This window comes from Pseudomonas sp. FJ2-5-13 (genome assembly GCF_029201605.1).
In the GTDB taxonomy this organism is placed as follows: domain Bacteria; phylum Pseudomonadota; class Gammaproteobacteria; order Pseudomonadales; family Pseudomonadaceae; genus Aquipseudomonas; species Aquipseudomonas lactis.
In genome coordinates this window covers 3,240,466-3,256,132 of record NZ_CP104045.1, presented here as the reverse complement: position 1 = coordinate 3,256,132, position 15,667 = coordinate 3,240,466, and the positions used below count along the sequence as shown (strand labels likewise).

Sequence of the window (15,667 nt, the reverse complement as noted above, 5' to 3'; positions counted from 1 at the left end):
CTTTTTTTTACCTTCGTTGATTTCGAGGTCGATGCTCGCCCAAACTAAAAGTGTGCCCCTTCAGATGCATTTTTTGCTCTGTCAGCTATCGCTTGCAGGCGATTGCATCCTAAGCCCGATCGCCATTTCTGTTTCTAATTCGAGTCGGCAAGCCCGTCACATCCAGCGTTGGGAGGAGTGGCTCGGCCGGCAGCTCTTTGACGTTGGACATGTACTTCGTGTTCCACTCGTTACACGCAACCAGCAGCGCAGCAGCTACCGATGAAATATATGCCCTGGATTTGAGTGCATTCCCACGCAGAGCGTGCGACACACTCGAGCGCTAACGACGGGGCCTGTTGAGACGCGGCACGATCATGCCCACCTCACGCTGATAACGCCGGTACCGCTCACCAAACAGCGCCACCAAATCCCGTTCTTCGAAACGGGCGCCGATGAAGAGATACACCGACATCCCCAGCGCAAGCAGCAGATGCCCCACGGTCATATGCGGCGTTGCCCAAAAGGCGATCAGGAAGCCCAGGTACAGCGGATGACGCACGACTTTGTAGAGCAGCGGCGTCCGGAATGTCAGGCCCGACGGTGGGGCGTTGCGCCACCGATCAATGGCCTGCTTCAGCCCGAACAACTCGAAGTGACTGATCAAACAGGTTGCCAGCACCACAATGCCCCAGCCCAGCCAGAACAGGCAGCTAAGCAATGCCTTGGCCCAGGCGGCGTCAACTTCCCAAACGGTGTGCGTAATAGGCCGCCACTGCCAGAACAGCAGCGCGAGCATCAGGCTGGAGAGCAACACATAGGTGGAGCGCTCCACCGCTGCCAGGGCGAAGACTGCCAGCCAGTGCTTGAAACGTTTACGCGCCATGGTGCTGTGCTGGACGCCAAACACAATGATCAGTGACGCATTGATCATGAGTGCCAGCGCCCAGTCGATGCGCGCGCCGGAGTCGATGTGTTTGGGCACGACCACAGCCCCTACGAAGCCCATCATGTACAGCAGGGTGAATAAGAACACCAGGTAGCAGCAGGTGCTGTAGACCAGGCCAGCCAAGCGTGCCGTGAGGGTGTTTGAAGAGGTTTGCCGTTGCATGGACGATTCCTTTCGCACATGGTGAATGGGTGAGCCAATCGATGACTGGCTCGCTCAGACTAACGGCATTCACCTAGGCGGTAACCTGTTGGAGTTGACAGTTGTAAGAGTGATTGGCGATTTAACTGAGGTTCAACCGATCTAACAAGCTATACCAGGCTACGCCAGCGCCAATTTGAGCCCCGGTGCTGTTGCAGTGCTCAAGGGCGCTGAATAGTCCGGCGCGGAACCTGGAATGAACCGAAGCCCCAGATACACCGGCGACTCATTGTGGGAGCTGGCTTGCCTGCGATGGCGGTGGCTCAGTGGAAAAATCATTGACTGACACACCGCCTTCGCGGGCAAGCCCGCTCCCACAGGGGATCGGTGCCAGGCGCTGATTCTGTGGGCAATACAAAACGAGTGTGGGAGCTGGCTTGCCTGCGATAGCGGTGGTTCAGTTGGAGACTCAGAGACTGACACACCGCCTTCGCGGGCAAGCCCGCTCCCACAGGGGATCGGTGCCAGGCGCTGATTCTGTGGGCAATACAAAACGAGTGTGGGAGCTGGCTTGCCTGCGAAAGCGGTGGTTCAGTTGAAAACTCAGTGACTGACACACCGCCTTCGCGAGCAAGCCCGCTCCCACATTTTGAATCTGTATTGTTCTTTGAACTGTGGGTGAGCCCAAACAAAAAATGCGCCCCTGGGGGCGCATTCTTTTGCTCGGTCAGCTATGGCCTATCAGGCCGTCGCATCCCAGGCCCGATCACCGTGCTCGTCTTTGATCCGAGTCGGCAAGCCCATCACATCCAGCGCCTTGAGGAACGGCTCAGCCGGCAGTTCCTCGACGTTGGCCATGTGCTTGACATCCCACTCGCCACGCGCAACCAGCAGCGCAGCGGCTACCGGTGGTACGCCTGCGGTGTAGGAGATGCCCTGGCTGTCGGTCTCGGCATAGGCCTCTTCGTGATCAGCCACGTTATAGATGAACATCTCACGCGGCTGGCCATTCTTGGTGCCTTTGACCAGGTCACCGATGCAGGTCTTGCCGGTGTAGCCAGGCGCAAGCGAAGACGGGTCGGGCAGCACGGCCTTGACCACTTTCAACGGCACCACTTCCAGGCCTTCGGCGGTCTTGACCGGCTGTTCGGAGAGCAGGCCGAGGTTTTTCAGCACGGTGAACACGTTGATGTAGTGTTCGCCGAAGCTCATCCAGAAACGCACGTTGGGCACGTCGAGGTTTTTCGACAGCGAGTGCACTTCATCGTGGCCGGTGAGGTAGAGGTTCTGCGAGCCAACTACCGGCAGGTCGTCGGTGCGTTTGACTTCGAACATGGTGTTGCTGGTCCACTGGCTGTTCTGCCAGCTCCACACCTGCCCGGTGAATTCGCGGAAGTTGATTTCCGGATCGAAATTGGTGGCGAAGTATTTGCCATGGGAGCCGGCATTGACGTCGAGAATGTCGATCGAATCAATGCGGTCGAAATGCTGTTGCTGCGCCAGCGCGGCATACGCGTTGACGACACCTGGGTCGAAGCCCACGCCAAGGATGGCGGTGATGTTCTTCTGTTTGCACTCTTGCAGGTGGTTCCACTCGTAGTTGCCGTACCACGGCGGGGTCTCGCAGACCTTGCCCGGCTCTTCGTGGATGGCAGTGTCGAGGTAAGCCACGCCCGTGTCGATGCAGGCACGCAATACCGACATGTTGAGGAACGCGGAGCCGACGTTGATGACGATCTGCGATTCGGTCTCGCGGATCAGGGCCTTGGTCGCTTCCACGTCCAGGGCGTTCAGCGCGAAGGCTTGGATATCGGCGGGAACCTTGAGGCTACCCTTGGCCTTGACGCTGTCGATGATGGCCTGGCATTTGGAGATGTTGCGCGACGCGATAGCAATACGACCGAGTTCGTCGTTGTGCTGCGCGCACTTGTGGGCCACCACCTTGGCGACACCTCCTGCACCAATGATAAGAACGTTCTTTTTCAATTGCTTTATCTCTCCTTTATCCGCCAGCTCAGGACAGGCTGGACAGGTAGTCGTCGTAACCAAATTCACGAACCACCTCGACTGTACCGTCGAGTTGTTTCACTACGATGGACGGCATTTTCAGGCCGTTGAACCAGTTTTTCTTGACCATGGTGTAGCCTGCGGTGTCGATGAACGACAGCCGATCGCCGATGGCCAGCGGACGATCAAATTGATACTCGCCGAAGATGTCCCCGGCCAGGCAGGATTTGCCGCACACCATGTAGGTGTGTTCACCCTCGCTCGGCGCCAGTTTGGCGTTGAGGCGGTAGATCAGCAGGTCCAGCAGGTGGGCTTCGATGGAGCTGTCTACCACGGCGAGATTCTTGCCGTTGTAGAGGGTGTCGAGCACGGTGACTTCCAGGGAGGCGCTGTTGGTGATCGCCGCTTCGCCGGGTTCCAGGTAGACCTGCACGCCGTACTTCTCGGAGAAGGCTTTGAGCCGTGCGCAGAACGCGTCCAACGCATAGCCTTCACCGGTGAAATGGATGCCGCCGCCGAGGCTGACCCACTTGACCTTGTGCAACAGCGCACCGAAGCGTTCTTCGATGGTGCCGAGCATCTTGTCGAACAGGCTGAAGTCGCCGTTCTCGCAGTTGTTGTGGAACATGAAGCCGGAAATCTGATCGATCACGCCATCGATCTTCACCGGATCCCATTCGCCCAGGCGGCTGAAGGGGCGCGCCGGGTCGGCCAGCAGGTAGTCAGAGCTGCTCACCTGCGGGTTCACACGCAGGCCGCGGGTCTTGCCTTCGCTGCGTTCGGCAAAACGCTGCAGTTGGCTGATGGAGTTGAAGATGATCTTGTCGCAGTTCTCCAGCATCTCTTCGATTTCATCGTCGGCCCAGGCCACGCTGTAGGCGTGCGCTTCACCTTCGAACTTCTGGCGACCGAGCTTGAGTTCATACAGCGACGACGAGGTGGTGCCGTCCATGTATTGCTGCATCAAGTCGAACACCGACCAGGTGGCAAAGCACTTGAGCGCCAGCAGAGCCTTGGCGCCAGACTGTTCGCGCACGTAGGCAATCTTCTGCATGTTGACCAGAAGCTTCTGTTTATCGATGAGGTAGTACGGCGTTTTGATCATTTTTGAGAGCCTGCGGCGGTGCCTGCCAAAAAAGGACACGCATTGTGCCCGCACTTGGAACAGATCGAAAGGTTAGCCGGCGGATTTTGCGCGCCACGTTAAGCATAGGGCGTAAGTATGACCGTTCATAAGAATCACCCCGCCCAAACTGTGGGAGCGCTCGAGCCTAAGCGAGGCCGCGATGACGGCCGCCCTGGCAACACAAACCCCACAGTAGCGCCGCCAATATCAAGCCCACCTAAACATGAGTAAATCTTGTGATGATCTAGAACAAAATGAGTTTGTCTCAAGACACCCCTCTGCCGACAATGACCGCCATCAATCAGACCATTGGAGTTGTAAGTCATGGCAGTCGCTCATTCCCTCGGGTTTCCACGCATTGGACGCGATCGTGAACTGAAAAAAGCGCAGGAAGCGTTCTGGAAGGGTGAGCTCGACGAAGCCGGCCTGCGCGCTGTTGGCCGTGATTTGCGCAGCACCCACTGGGCGCTTCAACAGCAAGCCGGCATCGAACTGTTGCCGGTGGGTGATTTTGCCTGGTACGACCAGGTGCTGACCCACTCGCTGATGTTCGGCGTGGTCCCTGAGCGGTTCCGCCCGGCCGATGGCCAGGCCACTCTGCATACCTTGTTCGCCATGGCCCGTGGCGTCAGCGACAGCTGCTGCGGCGGTGCCCATGCCCAGGAGATGACCAAGTGGTTCGATACCAACTATCACTATCTGGTGCCGGAGTTCAGCGTCGATCAGCAATTCCACCTGGCGTGGGACCAACTGTTCGAAGAGGTCCAGGAAGCCCTCGATTTGGGGCACCGCGTCAAGCCCGTGGTGATCGGCCCGCTGACCTACTTGTGGCTGGGCAAGGCCAAGGGCGCTGACTTCGACAAGCTCGACCTGCTCGAACGACTGCTGCCGTTGTATGGCCAGATCTTCCAGCGCCTGGCCGAATTGGGCGTGGAGTGGGTGCAGATCGACGAGCCGATCCTGGCGCTTGATCTGCCCCAGGAGTGGAAGAACGCTTTTGAGCGCGCCTATAACCTGATCCAGCGCGACCCGCTGAAAAAATTGGTGGCCACTTACTTCGGTGGCCTGGAAGAAAACCTCGGCCTGGCCGCGAACCTGCCGGTGGATGGCTTGCATATCGACCTGGTGCGTGCGCCGGACCAGTACCCGACGATCCTCGACCGCCTGCCAGCGTACAAGGTGCTGTCCCTGGGTGTGGTCAACGGCCGAAACGTGTGGCGCTGCGACCTGGAAAAAGCCCTGGCTACCTTGCAGCATGCCCATGAGAAATTGGGCGATCGCCTGTGGGTCGCGCCGTCCTGCTCGCTGCTGCACAGCCCGGTGGATCTTGAGCGGGAAGATCAGTTGGATGCCGAACTGAAAAGCTGGCTGGCCTTTGCCGTACAAAAGTGCGCGGAAGTGGCGCTACTGGCCAAGGCGGTTGACCAGCCGTCAGCACCTGACGTACTCGCCGCCCTGGCCGAAAGCCGCGCCGTGCAGGGGGCTCGTGCTGCATCGTCACGTATCCATAAGCCCGCTGTTCAGGCCCGTGTCGCCGCCATCACTGCCCAGGATAGCCAGCGTCAGTCGCCATTTGCCCAGCGCATCGAAAAACAGCGGGCCGGGCTTAACCTGCCACTGTTCCCGACCACCACCATCGGCTCGTTCCCACAGACCGCGTCGATCCGCCTGGCGCGCCAGTCGTATAAGGCTGGCAAGTTGAGCCAAGCCGAATACATCGAAGCCATGCACAGTGAGATCAAGCATGCGGTTGAGGTGCAGGAAAATCTTGGGCTGGATGTGCTGGTGCATGGTGAAGCCGAGCGTAACGACATGGTCGAGTACTTTGCCGAGCAACTGGATGGCTACGTGTTTACCCGGTTTGGCTGGGTGCAGAGCTATGGTTCGCGCTGTGTGAAACCCGCGGTGATTGTCGGCGACTTGAGCCGCCCGAACGCCATGACCGTGGAGTGGATTCGTTATGCGCAAGGCCTCACCGACAAAGTGATGAAGGGTATGCTGACAGGCCCGGTGACCATGCTGATGTGGTCGTTTCCACGGGAAGACCTGAGCCGCGAAATGCAGGCCCGGCAACTGGCCCTGGCGATTCGTGACGAAGTGGTGGATCTGGAAGCGGCCGGCATCAAGATCGTGCAGATCGACGAAGCGGCCTTTCGTGAAGGCTTGCCGTTGCGCCAGGCGCAGTGGCAGCACTACCTGGACTGGGCCACCGAAGTGTTCCGCCTGTGCGCCAGTGGCGTGGGCGATGAAACCCAGATCCACACCCACATGTGCTACAGCGAATTCAACGACGTGATCGAGTCCATCGCCGCCATGGATGCCGACGTGATCACCATCGAAACCTCACGCTCGGACATGGAGCTGCTCGACGCGTTCGAAGCCTTCGCCTACCCGAATGAGATCGGCCCGGGGGTCTACGACATCCACTCGCCACGGGTGCCGGATGCCTCGGAAATGGCCAATTTGCTGCGCAAGGCCGCCAAGCGGATTCCGGCAGAGCGTCTATGGGTGAACCCTGATTGCGGCTTGAAGACGCGCGGCTGGCCGGAGACCGAGGCGGCGCTCATTCATATGGTCACCGCCGCTCGCCAACTGCGTGCCGAACTGGCCTGATTCCTGAGCCCGGCGCGGTTAAAAACTGTGTGGGCTTGCTCGCGAAGGCGGTCTTTCAGTCACAGCAGCAGTGGCTGACGCACCGCCTTCGCGAGCAAGCCCGCTCCCACAGTTGCCAGCATCAGGTCAGAGGTATTTGAGCCACGCCAGGTCGCGCCGCCGGGCTTTCAGGCCGGCGAACCAACGCACCGGCAAGTACAGGGCAATCGGCAACAGCAGCGCTGCCAACCACACCGCACCGATCCCGTCGAAGCCAAAATAATTGCCATGGTTGAGGCCAAACAGCGCGACGCAGGCGACATAGAGGATTTTCAATACATAGAGGTGCAACAGATAAAAGAACATTGGCGCCGCGCCGAACACCGCCAGCACCCCGATCCAGCGCTTATGCCCGGCGCGTTCAAACGCCAGCAGCAACAGCAAGCCAATCCCCAGGGTCAACGCCAGGAACAACAGCGAAGGCGGGTACTTGGTGATGTTGAAAAAGCTCATCAGCGTCAGCACGCCGCTGTCATACACCTGCCAGGGCTGCTCGCCGTAGCCATTAAGCGCGCGCAACAGCCCAAAACCCACCAACGCGCCCACCCCCGCGATCAGCAAATAACGCTGCCGCACAGCCGGCAGCGTGGCATTGGCAAACCATGGCCCGAGGCCGTAACCCAGGGCAATCACACCGATCCATGGCAGCACCGGATAGGTGGTGCGCAGGCGCAGGTTGTCAGACACTTCAATCCAGTTGCGTTCATGCAAGATCGTCCACGGCACATGCCACATCGAACCCGCTGCAAAGTGCAGCCCATCCAACAGGTTGTGCCCGGCGATAATCACCAGCGCCAATCCGATCAGCCAGGCACGCGGCAGCCAGACCAACGCGGCAAGGGCGATCATGCTGATTCCGATGGCCCAGATCACTTGCATATAGATCACGCTGGGCGGCAGTTGGAAGGTCCACGCGAAGTTGACCAGAGTGAACTCCAGCACCACCAGGAACAGCCCGCGCTTGAACAAGAATGCCGACACGTCGCGACGGCCCTGATATTTCTGGCCATACAGCCACGCCGACAATCCGGTAAGCAGCACAAACACCGGCGCACACAGGTGGGCGAGGGTGCGGCTGAAAAACAACGCTGGCTCGGTGCTGTCAATGCTCATGGGGTCGCTGACCTGGCGGTGCAGCAAGAAGGTTTCCCGCACGTGGTCCAGCAACATGAACAGGATCACCAGCCCGCGCAGGGCATCGATGGACAAGAGGCGTTTGCGTAAAGTCATAGCGTCAGTCATAAGTTGAGGATCACACGCAGGCACAATATTGACGTTATTCTATAACATTAAGCGAGGTAAGCATGACTTCACAATCGGCCGAAGCCGTAATCGCGTTCTGGAAACAGGCGGGGCCCAAGCGTTGGTTTGCCAAGGACGAGGCGTTCGATACAGCCTTTCGTGACAGCTTCCACGCCACCCATATGCAGGCGGCGCGGCGTGAACTCGAAGACTGGTTGACCACGGCGGATGGCGCGCTGGCGCTACTGATCCTGCTGGACCAGTACCCGCGCAACGCCTTTCGCGGCACGGCGCACATGTTCGCCACCGACCCGCTGGCCCGGTTGTATGCGCGAAAGATGGTGGACGCGGGGTTGGATCAACAGGTTGAACCTCAATTGCGTGCGTTCTGCTATTTGCCTTTTGAACATTCGGAAGATCCGCAGGACCAGCAACGGTCTCTGGCCCTGAACCGGCAGCTGGATGACAGCACCTATCACTGGGCCAAGGAGCATGCCGATATCATTGAGCGGTTCGGGCGGTTTCCGCATCGCAATGGGGTGTTGGGCAGGGCGAGCACCGATGAAGAGCTCGCCTTCCTCAAGGCCGGTGGCTTCGCCGGTTAGGCATGTTCTGGCGCCAGGTTTTGCTGGGCGCCAACACGTCGAAACCGCCGTACCCCCTTAAGGTCAATCGCCCACCGCAACGCTTCAGTGGCCGAAGGGGGCGGGCCTTGGGTGATCGCCTGTTCATCCTTGCCCAGTGCACTGAGGTAACCCTGTGTACCGCCTCGTTCGCTCCAGTAATGGGTGTGGCTGAGCCAGGATCTGGCCAGCCAGCCTTTGCCATTGCCCACGGTCACCGGCAAGTCCAGCACGCCACCGCCCATCACCGGCTTGACCGGGCCGCCGACGATGTCGCCGAATACGCCGAAGGGGGCAGGGAAGTACAGGTTGGTCCAGCGCGTGACGGCAAAGGCTGCGGCGTGGTGCAGGTAGTGCGGGGTGAAGGGCTTTTGGCCGAGCATCAGCGGTTGGCGGGCGTTGTAGCCGTAGCCTTGGGCGTCTGGGGTAGGCGGGCAGGCTGGGGCTTCGCGGCGCTCCATGCGCTGCTGGAAGTCACTGACGCTGCGGCCCAGCAACAGGCTGGCGTGGGCCATCGGGCTGCCGACGGTGACCAGGTCGGTGATGCGCCAGGGGTTGCCCAGGCCGCGCTGTTCAACGAACGCCTCGGCCTGTTGCTGACGAAAATTCAACAGGCTGCCCAGGCTGCCGTCCAGCAAGGCGCCGGCTGCGGGCAGGGCTTCCTTGACCACCGGTTGCAGCGGTTCGCGGTTGGCATAACGGGCCGCCAGCTCACGGTTGCTGGGGTTCAGTTGGGTCAATTGGTCGTGGTATTCATGCCAGAGGTAGCCGACGATGTCGTAGGCAATCACGCTGCCCAAGCTGTGGCCCACGACGATGATGCGCTCGTAGTCACCCTGATTGTGCAGGGCGCGCAGCAGGTCTACACCATCAGCACGGATCTGCTCGCGCACCATTACGTTCTGCGGGTTGGGGCTTAAGTAGCGCGCGGCGTCTCCCAGGTACGCCAGCGCCGAATAGCGCAGCCCCAGTCCCATGGCCGCGAGCAGCAGGGGGATCAGCGCGAAGGGGTTGTCGTTGGCGGGCAACTGACCCCAGGCTGCGGCCAGTGCGCCGCTGGCAATCAATATCAGTAACGCCAACACCGTCCAGCGCGTGCTGCGCCAGATCGGCACGATGGCGTCGGGAATGTCGCGACGCGGGCGCTTAAAGATGTCCCACAGCCAGCCCAGCAGATGGCCGAGCTTGGTGCCCTGCATCTTGTGGGCCCAGTAGTACTCATAGAAATCTGTCGAGGTGCGGCCCGAGGACTTCAGTACGCGCAGGTCGAAGTTGCGCGACAGCCGATCCGGCTTGCTCCAGTACAGAGGTTTGCCATCGGGGGTGTCCGTGGGGATCATCGCTTCGACAAAGCCGCGCAAGGTGTCCATTGGGCGCTGCTCACCGATGCCGTGGATAACCACAACTGCTTGTTTCATGTGCTGTTCCTTCCTTGAAAATCAGCGGTAGCCATAATATTGCCACTACCCGCGCTATTCCCGCCAGGAATGCCCCCATAAAAACCCTGCATTGTCTTTATCGGCCCGGATCTCGTAGCGTTATTGCTCACCCCAGGAGATTGCCCATGAGCCAAGGCCCGCTGCACCTCTACGTTGATTCGCTGTTTACCAGCCCTTATGCCATGTCGGTGTTTGTCGCCTTGCGCGAAAAAGGCCTGGCGTTCGAGACCCTCACCCTGGACCTCGATGCCGGGCAGAACCAAGCGGCAGATTTCGCCCAACGCTCCCTGACCCAGCGAGTGCCGACCCTGGTAGACGGTGATTTTGCACTGTCGGAATCTTCGGCCATCACCGAGTACCTGGACCAGGCCTACCCCGAGACCAGCGTGTACCCGGCGGATGTACAGCAGCGGGCGAGGGCGCGACAGGTCCAGGCGTGGCTGCGCAGCGACCTGCTGCCGATTCGCCAGGAGCGCTCGACGCTGGTGGTGTTCTGTGGGCAGAAGAGGCCGCCATTGTCAGCAGAGGCTCAAGCCGCCGCGACCAAGTTGATCAGCGCCGCGCAAGCCTTGCTGGCGGATAACCGCGAGTACCTGTGCGGCCAGTGGTCGATTGCCGATGTGGACCTGGCGGTGATGCTCAATCGCCTGATCCTCAACGGTGACGCCGTACCCGCGCAGTTGGTGGCCTACGCGCAGCGCCAGTGGCAGCGGCCGTCAGTGCGCGAGTGGGTTGAGCTACGACGGCCCGCGCTCTAGCTGGGGCTGATGCTGGGCAACCCGCCGGTCGAGGTCTTCCCAATCGGCCATGCCCAGCACGCGCATGGTGTTCAAGCCGCGCAAGTAGCCGCGCAGTTGATGGGCGCTGGCGCTGCTTTGCGCGGCGTCGGCGTGTGAGTCCAGCAACACGGTTTCGTACTCGACCAGGTAGTCGGCGACTCGCTCGCGAAACTCTGGCAGTACTGCCTCGCGGATACGATCGAAGATTTTCTGGTAGGGCTTCATGGCGGGGTCCTTATAGATTTTATGGGCGGCCTGACACTATCGGTTCAAATGATAGTCACCATCAAGGATCACAAGTTCTGTTTTTTCGCCAAACGCGCAGAATCTGCACATCGAGACGCAGCCCAAGGAAAATGCGCGATGAGGACGATTATCCAGTTGGCTTTGATGGCCCTGATGCTGGGCACCGCGGTCATGACCACCCCGGCGATGGCCGATGAAGTGCGTACAGGCCATTTGCTGCCACTGTTGGGTAGCGTAGACTCCCTGCAGCGTGGCCAGTCGGTGGGGGTGTTGTTCAGTGAAAACACCCGCGACAACCTCAGCTACCTTGAACGCTACCACGCCATGGCGCTGAACGGCGCCAAGGATGCCCTGGATGGGCGGATTCGCGAGGCGTTCGTCAACAGCTCCGACCCGGAACTGGCGATTGACTGGTTGATGCACTCGTTGCAGGGCACTTTTTTCTCGGTGACGGTTTATAGCAGCCTGGATGCCCTGGTGCAGGCGCACCCGGATGTGGTGGTGGTGCTCGATACCCATAACCAATTGCTGACCCAGCGTAATGACCGGGTCGAAGCACGCTTTGTCGCACGCTTCTTTGATGCGAACCTGCAGTTTATCGCCAAGGCCGAAGGCTCGGTGGACAAGCACGTGCCGTCCGTGTGGGTGCACGACAAGGCGGCCCCGGAGATTGCTGCACTGATCGAGCAACAGCGCGATGTACAGCAAGATGCCCTGAAGCAGTTCGATGCGTCGCTCAAGGCCCTGGTTCGCGCAGGTTGACCCGCGAATGATTGTGAACCCTATTGGTTATTTTCAGGAATGTATATGCGCTCTTTCTTCGCCCCGGCCCTGGCTTGTGCTTCGTTATTGCTGACCGGCTGTATCACGGCGCCCAATGCCCCATCGCTGACCCTGCAAACCGATAAAACCCCCGACGGCTATGTGCAATGCGTATTGCCCAAGCTGGAAAAGCACGGCATCACTTCGACCGTCACCCAGAACTCGCGCCACGCCAAGGTGCTGTTGACCAGCAAGATTGCCGCCGATGATGTGCTGGAGGCCTACAAGTCCCAGGACGGCACCAAGGTGTTCCTGTACGAGCGCAAGCCGTTGGCTTCGGCGATCAAGCCGTCACGGCTTGAGCAGGCCGCGCAGGATTGCAAATAAACCCAGGCACAACGCAAACCCACCCTGTAGGAGCGAGCTTGCTCGCGAAAAACTCATAGGCGCCGCGTTTATTCAGGGAGCGCGCGTTATGGTTGACGTCTTTCGCGAGCAAGCTCGCTCCTACAGGGTATTGGCCCTATTTGGATCAGGGTTTGGCTTCGTTGCTGAAGCTGTCGACGGTCTTGACCAGCCCTTGCGCCGCCAACGCCACCAACTCACCGCCTTTCTCCACGGTAGCCAACGCCGGGTCCGAGCCCATGCGGCCGTCAGGGAAGCGCGCACGGAAGTCCAGGGCTTCGCGAATCGGGCCGGTATTGGCGATTTGCGGTGAGTACTCGGCAGACTTGATCGAGTCCGGATACGCCCACTGCGTCACGGCAATTTCCGACGGCGTGGCGTGGCTGCCATGCCCGACCGGGAATTGACGCTGCGCCAGGTCCGTGACGCCTTCCAGGTCCCACCAGTTCACCAGCTTAAGCGCGAACCCGGCCGGGCGGCGGGAGAAGCTGGCTTCGGCGTACAGCTCTGAGAATGCCGCTTCAATCGTGGCGATATTGCCGCCGTGGCCGTTGAGGAAGAGGATCTTTTCGAAACCATGCCCGGCCAGCGAGCGCACCCAGTCGCCAATCGCGGCGATAAAGGTGGAAGGGCGCAGGGAGATGGTGCCGGGAAAGCCCAGGTGGTGTTGGGCCATGCCGATATTGAAGGTCGGGCCGACGAGGATGTCGGCGTGCTTCTGGGCGTGGTGGGCGATGATCTCCGGGCACATCCAGTCAGTGCCCAACAGGCCGGTGGGGCCATGTTGCTCGTTGGAGCCGATGGGAATCACTACCGTGCGGCTGCGTTCCAGGAACTGCCCGATTTCGATCCAGGTGGAGGTGTGTAGAAGCATGCGACGCTCTCTTTTATCTATGGGGACAGGCTATCCGCCACGGATTGTACGACTACTCGCCACCTGTTGGGGTTTGCAATTGAGGTAGGTCGATGACTTCAGCCAGCGCTGGTCGGGGTACCACGAAAACATGAACTGCCCGTCCTTGAGCTTGTCCACCACTTGGCGGGCGACCTGCGGGCGCACGGCTGGGCAACCCTGGCTGCGGCCGATGCGGCCTTCGCGCTTGCTCCATAACGGGCTGACGTAGTCGGCGGCATGAATCACGATGGCGCGGTCGCGGGCCTGGTCATTGAAGCCAGGTTCCAGACCGTCCATGCGCAACGAGTAACCATGGGCGCCCAGGTAGCTTTCCTGGGTGCGGAACAACCCCAGGCTCGACTGATGGCTGCCTTCAAGGTTGGAGAACTGGGTGGCGAAGTTTTCACCGGACTTGGCACCGTGGGCCACCAGGTCGCGCAAAACGAGGGTCTTTTTGCGCAGGTCGAAGATCCACAGGCGACGGGCGGTCGAGGGCTGGGAGTAGTCAATAACCGCTAGGCGATCGGAACGTTCCTCGCCGTTATTGACCGCGCACTGCACGGCGCTCAGGGCGCTTTTGAGGACGGTGGGATTGAGTTCTGGAGCAGAGCGCGCCAGGCTGCTATACAGGGAAGGAGAGGGGCCATTGGCGGCGAGCGCAACATTGCTCAATAAAGCCAGGCACCCGGTGATCAAGCCCAGGCTGGTTAGCCTGCGCCTGCGTATAAAAGTCAGCATCTACAGTCGAGTCCCCGCTGTGGAGTGGAGCTAAGTCAATTGTTCAAAAAACACGCATGTTACTTGAGCATTTGCCTGCTCGTTGCACCATTGGTCGCTACAGCCCAAACGCTGCCGGTTGAACCCTTGCCCGTCACCACCCCCGCACCGGTCGCGTTGGCGCCGCTGCAACAGGCCTTGGCGCAGTTGACCAGTGTCTGCCCGCAGCTTGCGCCGCGTATCGATGCCGCCGCGTTGGCGCGCCTGCAAGCCTTTTACCAGCAGCAGGGCGATGCCCCGCTATGGGCGGCTGACGAACGCCGGCAAGCCTTGCATGCCCAGTTGCTGATGCTTGCCGACGATGGCCTGGACCCCACCCACTATAGCTTGCCTGCGGCGGATGCAACGGCCAACGTACTGTGCAGCGATATCGCCAACAGCCAGCAGTACCTGCAAGCTCTGCAGGATTTGCACTACGGGCGCCTGCAGCAATCGCGTTTTGAGCCCCTCTGGCATTCCCAGCCACCCAGTGGCGACCCGAATGCCGAGGTACTGGCGTTCGCCGCCACCGGCCTGCACGACATGGCCCAAGCTTTCGATCAGGCGCGGCCCAGCGCCGATTTGTACCGCAGCCTGCGCAATGCCTACGCTGGCGTGCGCCAGCAACCGCTGCCCCAGTGGGACCCGGTCGCCGAGGGCGCGCTGTTGCGCCCGGGGATGAACGACCCCCGCGTGCCGGAGTTGGCGCGGCGCCTGCACAGCGGTGGCTACCTGGCCCAGTTGCCCAGCGGCAACGGCAAGCAATATCAGGGCGAACTGGTTAAAGCGGTGAAGGCCTTCCAGCTCAGTCACTCGTTGCAGGCCGACGGCGTGATCGGCGCCGGCACCGTGGCCGAACTCAATATCAGCCCGACGATGCGTCGTGAACAGCTGCGCATCAACCTGGAGCGTTTCCGTTGGCTGGCCCAGGACCTGGAGCCTGAAGGCGTCGTGGTCAATGTGGCCGCCGCGCAGCTGAGCGTGTACCAGAGCGGCATCCCGGTGTGGCAAACCCGCCTGCAAGTAGGCCGTGCCGAACGCCAGACGCCGTTGCTCAAGTCGCGCATCACCCGGCTGACCCTCAACCCCACCTGGACCATCCCGCCGACCATCATGCGCGAGGACAAGCTGCCGGCCATCCGTCTCAACCCTGAATACCTGCGCCAGCAAAACCTGCAAGTGCTCGACGCCGAAGGTCACCCGTTGACCCCCGACCAGGTCGACTGGGCACGCCCGGGCAATATCCTGCTGCGCCAGCAGGCCGGCCCGCGTAACCCGTTGGGCAAGATTGTGATGCGCTTTCCCAACCCGTATTCGGTGTACCTGCACGACACCCCCAGCCAACCCTTGTTCACCAAGGGCCCGCGGGCGTTCAGTTCCGGATGCGTGCGGGTCGAGCAACCGTTGTTATTGCGCGACCTGCTGGTAACGCCGGCCGAACGCACCCGCACCGACGAGCTGCTGGCGACCGGCGAAACCCATGAGTTCAGGCTGGCCACGCCGGTCCCGGTGCTGTTGGGGTATTGGACCGTGGAAGTGGATCGCCAGGGCGAGTTGGTGTACGCGCCGGATATTTATGCGCGTGACCCGGCGTTGATCAAGGCCATGGGCAGCGTGTTATAGCGCCCATGGTCTTGATACGCATGTAGGAGCGAGCTTGCTCGCG

Annotated in this window: 14 protein-coding genes and 1 pseudogene; 6 read left to right on the top strand and 9 right to left on the bottom strand. The window is 60.5% G+C overall.

All coding sequences use genetic code 11. From position 1 onward, the window contains the following. Positions 1–109: 109 nt before the first annotated feature. The 4 genes and pseudogenes from N2A98_RS14125 to N2A98_RS14110 all read right to left on the bottom strand — a co-directional run. Positions 110–259 (bottom strand): annotated as a pseudogene (locus N2A98_RS14125) (saccharopine dehydrogenase); the annotation flags it as partial. A gap of 63 nt (positions 260–322) precedes the next feature. Next, positions 323–1,090 (bottom strand): methanethiol S-methyltransferase, encoded by a 768-nt coding sequence (mddA, locus tag N2A98_RS14120; RefSeq protein WP_275622164.1) that lies wholly within the window; start codon positions 1,088–1,090, stop codon positions 323–325. Positions 1,091–1,810: 720 nt separating this feature from the next. After that, positions 1,811–3,055, bottom strand: a complete 1,245-nt coding sequence (locus N2A98_RS14115) for a saccharopine dehydrogenase family protein (RefSeq protein WP_047711026.1) — start codon at positions 3,053–3,055, stop codon at positions 1,811–1,813. A 28-nt stretch (positions 3,056–3,083) separates the two neighbouring features. Further along, positions 3,084–4,181 carry a carboxynorspermidine decarboxylase gene (locus N2A98_RS14110; protein ID WP_032896982.1) on the bottom strand — a complete coding sequence of 366 codons (1,098 nt, stop codon included), beginning with the start codon at positions 4,179–4,181 and terminating at the stop codon, positions 3,084–3,086. 345 nt (positions 4,182–4,526) lie between these two features. Here N2A98_RS14110 and metE point away from each other — a divergent pair, with 345 nt between their 5' ends. Beyond that, a complete protein-coding gene (metE, locus tag N2A98_RS14105) occupies positions 4,527–6,815 on the top strand; it encodes a 5-methyltetrahydropteroyltriglutamate--homocysteine S-methyltransferase (RefSeq protein ID WP_275622163.1) in 2,289 nt (762 codons plus the stop codon). A gap of 126 nt (positions 6,816–6,941) precedes the next feature. Here the strand turns inward: metE and N2A98_RS14100 are convergent, their stop codons facing one another. Further along, positions 6,942–8,096 carry a DUF1624 domain-containing protein gene (locus N2A98_RS14100; RefSeq protein WP_275622162.1) on the bottom strand — a complete coding sequence of 385 codons (1,155 nt, stop codon included), beginning with the start codon at positions 8,094–8,096 and terminating at the stop codon, positions 6,942–6,944. Positions 8,097–8,158: 62 nt separating this feature from the next. Here N2A98_RS14100 and N2A98_RS14095 point away from each other — a divergent pair, with 62 nt between their 5' ends. Then, positions 8,159–8,701, top strand: coding sequence for a DUF924 family protein (locus tag N2A98_RS14095; protein ID WP_120248136.1), 543 nt, complete (start codon positions 8,159–8,161; stop codon positions 8,699–8,701). Here N2A98_RS14095 and N2A98_RS14090 read toward each other — a convergent pair. Beyond that, positions 8,698–10,137 carry a hypothetical protein gene (locus N2A98_RS14090; protein WP_275622161.1) on the bottom strand — a complete coding sequence of 480 codons (1,440 nt, stop codon included), beginning with the start codon at positions 10,135–10,137 and terminating at the stop codon, positions 8,698–8,700. The two genes, N2A98_RS14095 and N2A98_RS14090, sit on opposite strands and share 4 nt — an antisense overlap. Positions 10,138–10,283: 146 nt before the next feature. Between N2A98_RS14090 and yfcF the strand changes: the two genes are divergently transcribed. After that, positions 10,284–10,916: a glutathione transferase gene (yfcF, locus tag N2A98_RS14085; protein WP_044274110.1), complete on the top strand. Its 633-nt coding sequence runs from the start codon at positions 10,284–10,286 to the stop codon at positions 10,914–10,916. On the opposite strand, the gene N2A98_RS14080 is transcribed toward yfcF, so the two are convergent. Beyond that, positions 10,896–11,162, bottom strand: coding sequence for a hypothetical protein (locus tag N2A98_RS14080; RefSeq protein ID WP_044274108.1), 267 nt, complete (start codon positions 11,160–11,162; stop codon positions 10,896–10,898). The genes yfcF and N2A98_RS14080 overlap by 21 nt on opposite strands. Positions 11,163–11,300: 138 nt before the next feature. Between N2A98_RS14080 and N2A98_RS14075 the strand changes: the two genes are divergently transcribed. Next, positions 11,301–11,945 carry an ATPase gene (locus tag N2A98_RS14075; protein WP_275622160.1) on the top strand — a complete coding sequence of 215 codons (645 nt, stop codon included), beginning with the start codon at positions 11,301–11,303 and terminating at the stop codon, positions 11,943–11,945. 45 nt (positions 11,946–11,990) lie between these two features. Next, a complete protein-coding gene (locus N2A98_RS14070; protein WP_032896991.1) occupies positions 11,991–12,332 on the top strand; it encodes a hypothetical protein in 342 nt (113 codons plus the stop codon). A gap of 145 nt (positions 12,333–12,477) precedes the next feature. On the opposite strand, the gene N2A98_RS14065 is transcribed toward N2A98_RS14070, so the two are convergent. Continuing rightward, a complete protein-coding gene (locus N2A98_RS14065; protein ID WP_275622159.1) occupies positions 12,478–13,224 on the bottom strand; it encodes a creatininase family protein in 747 nt (248 codons plus the stop codon). Between the two features lie 30 nt (positions 13,225–13,254). Continuing rightward, positions 13,255–13,983, bottom strand: coding sequence for a murein L,D-transpeptidase catalytic domain family protein (locus N2A98_RS14060; RefSeq protein ID WP_032896994.1), 729 nt, complete (start codon positions 13,981–13,983; stop codon positions 13,255–13,257). Between the two features lie 39 nt (positions 13,984–14,022). Between N2A98_RS14060 and N2A98_RS14055 the strand changes: the two genes are divergently transcribed. Next, complete coding sequence (locus N2A98_RS14055) at positions 14,023–15,624, top strand: L,D-transpeptidase family protein (protein WP_275622158.1); 1,602 nt, start codon at positions 14,023–14,025, stop codon at positions 15,622–15,624. Positions 15,625–15,667 lie beyond the last annotated feature (43 nt).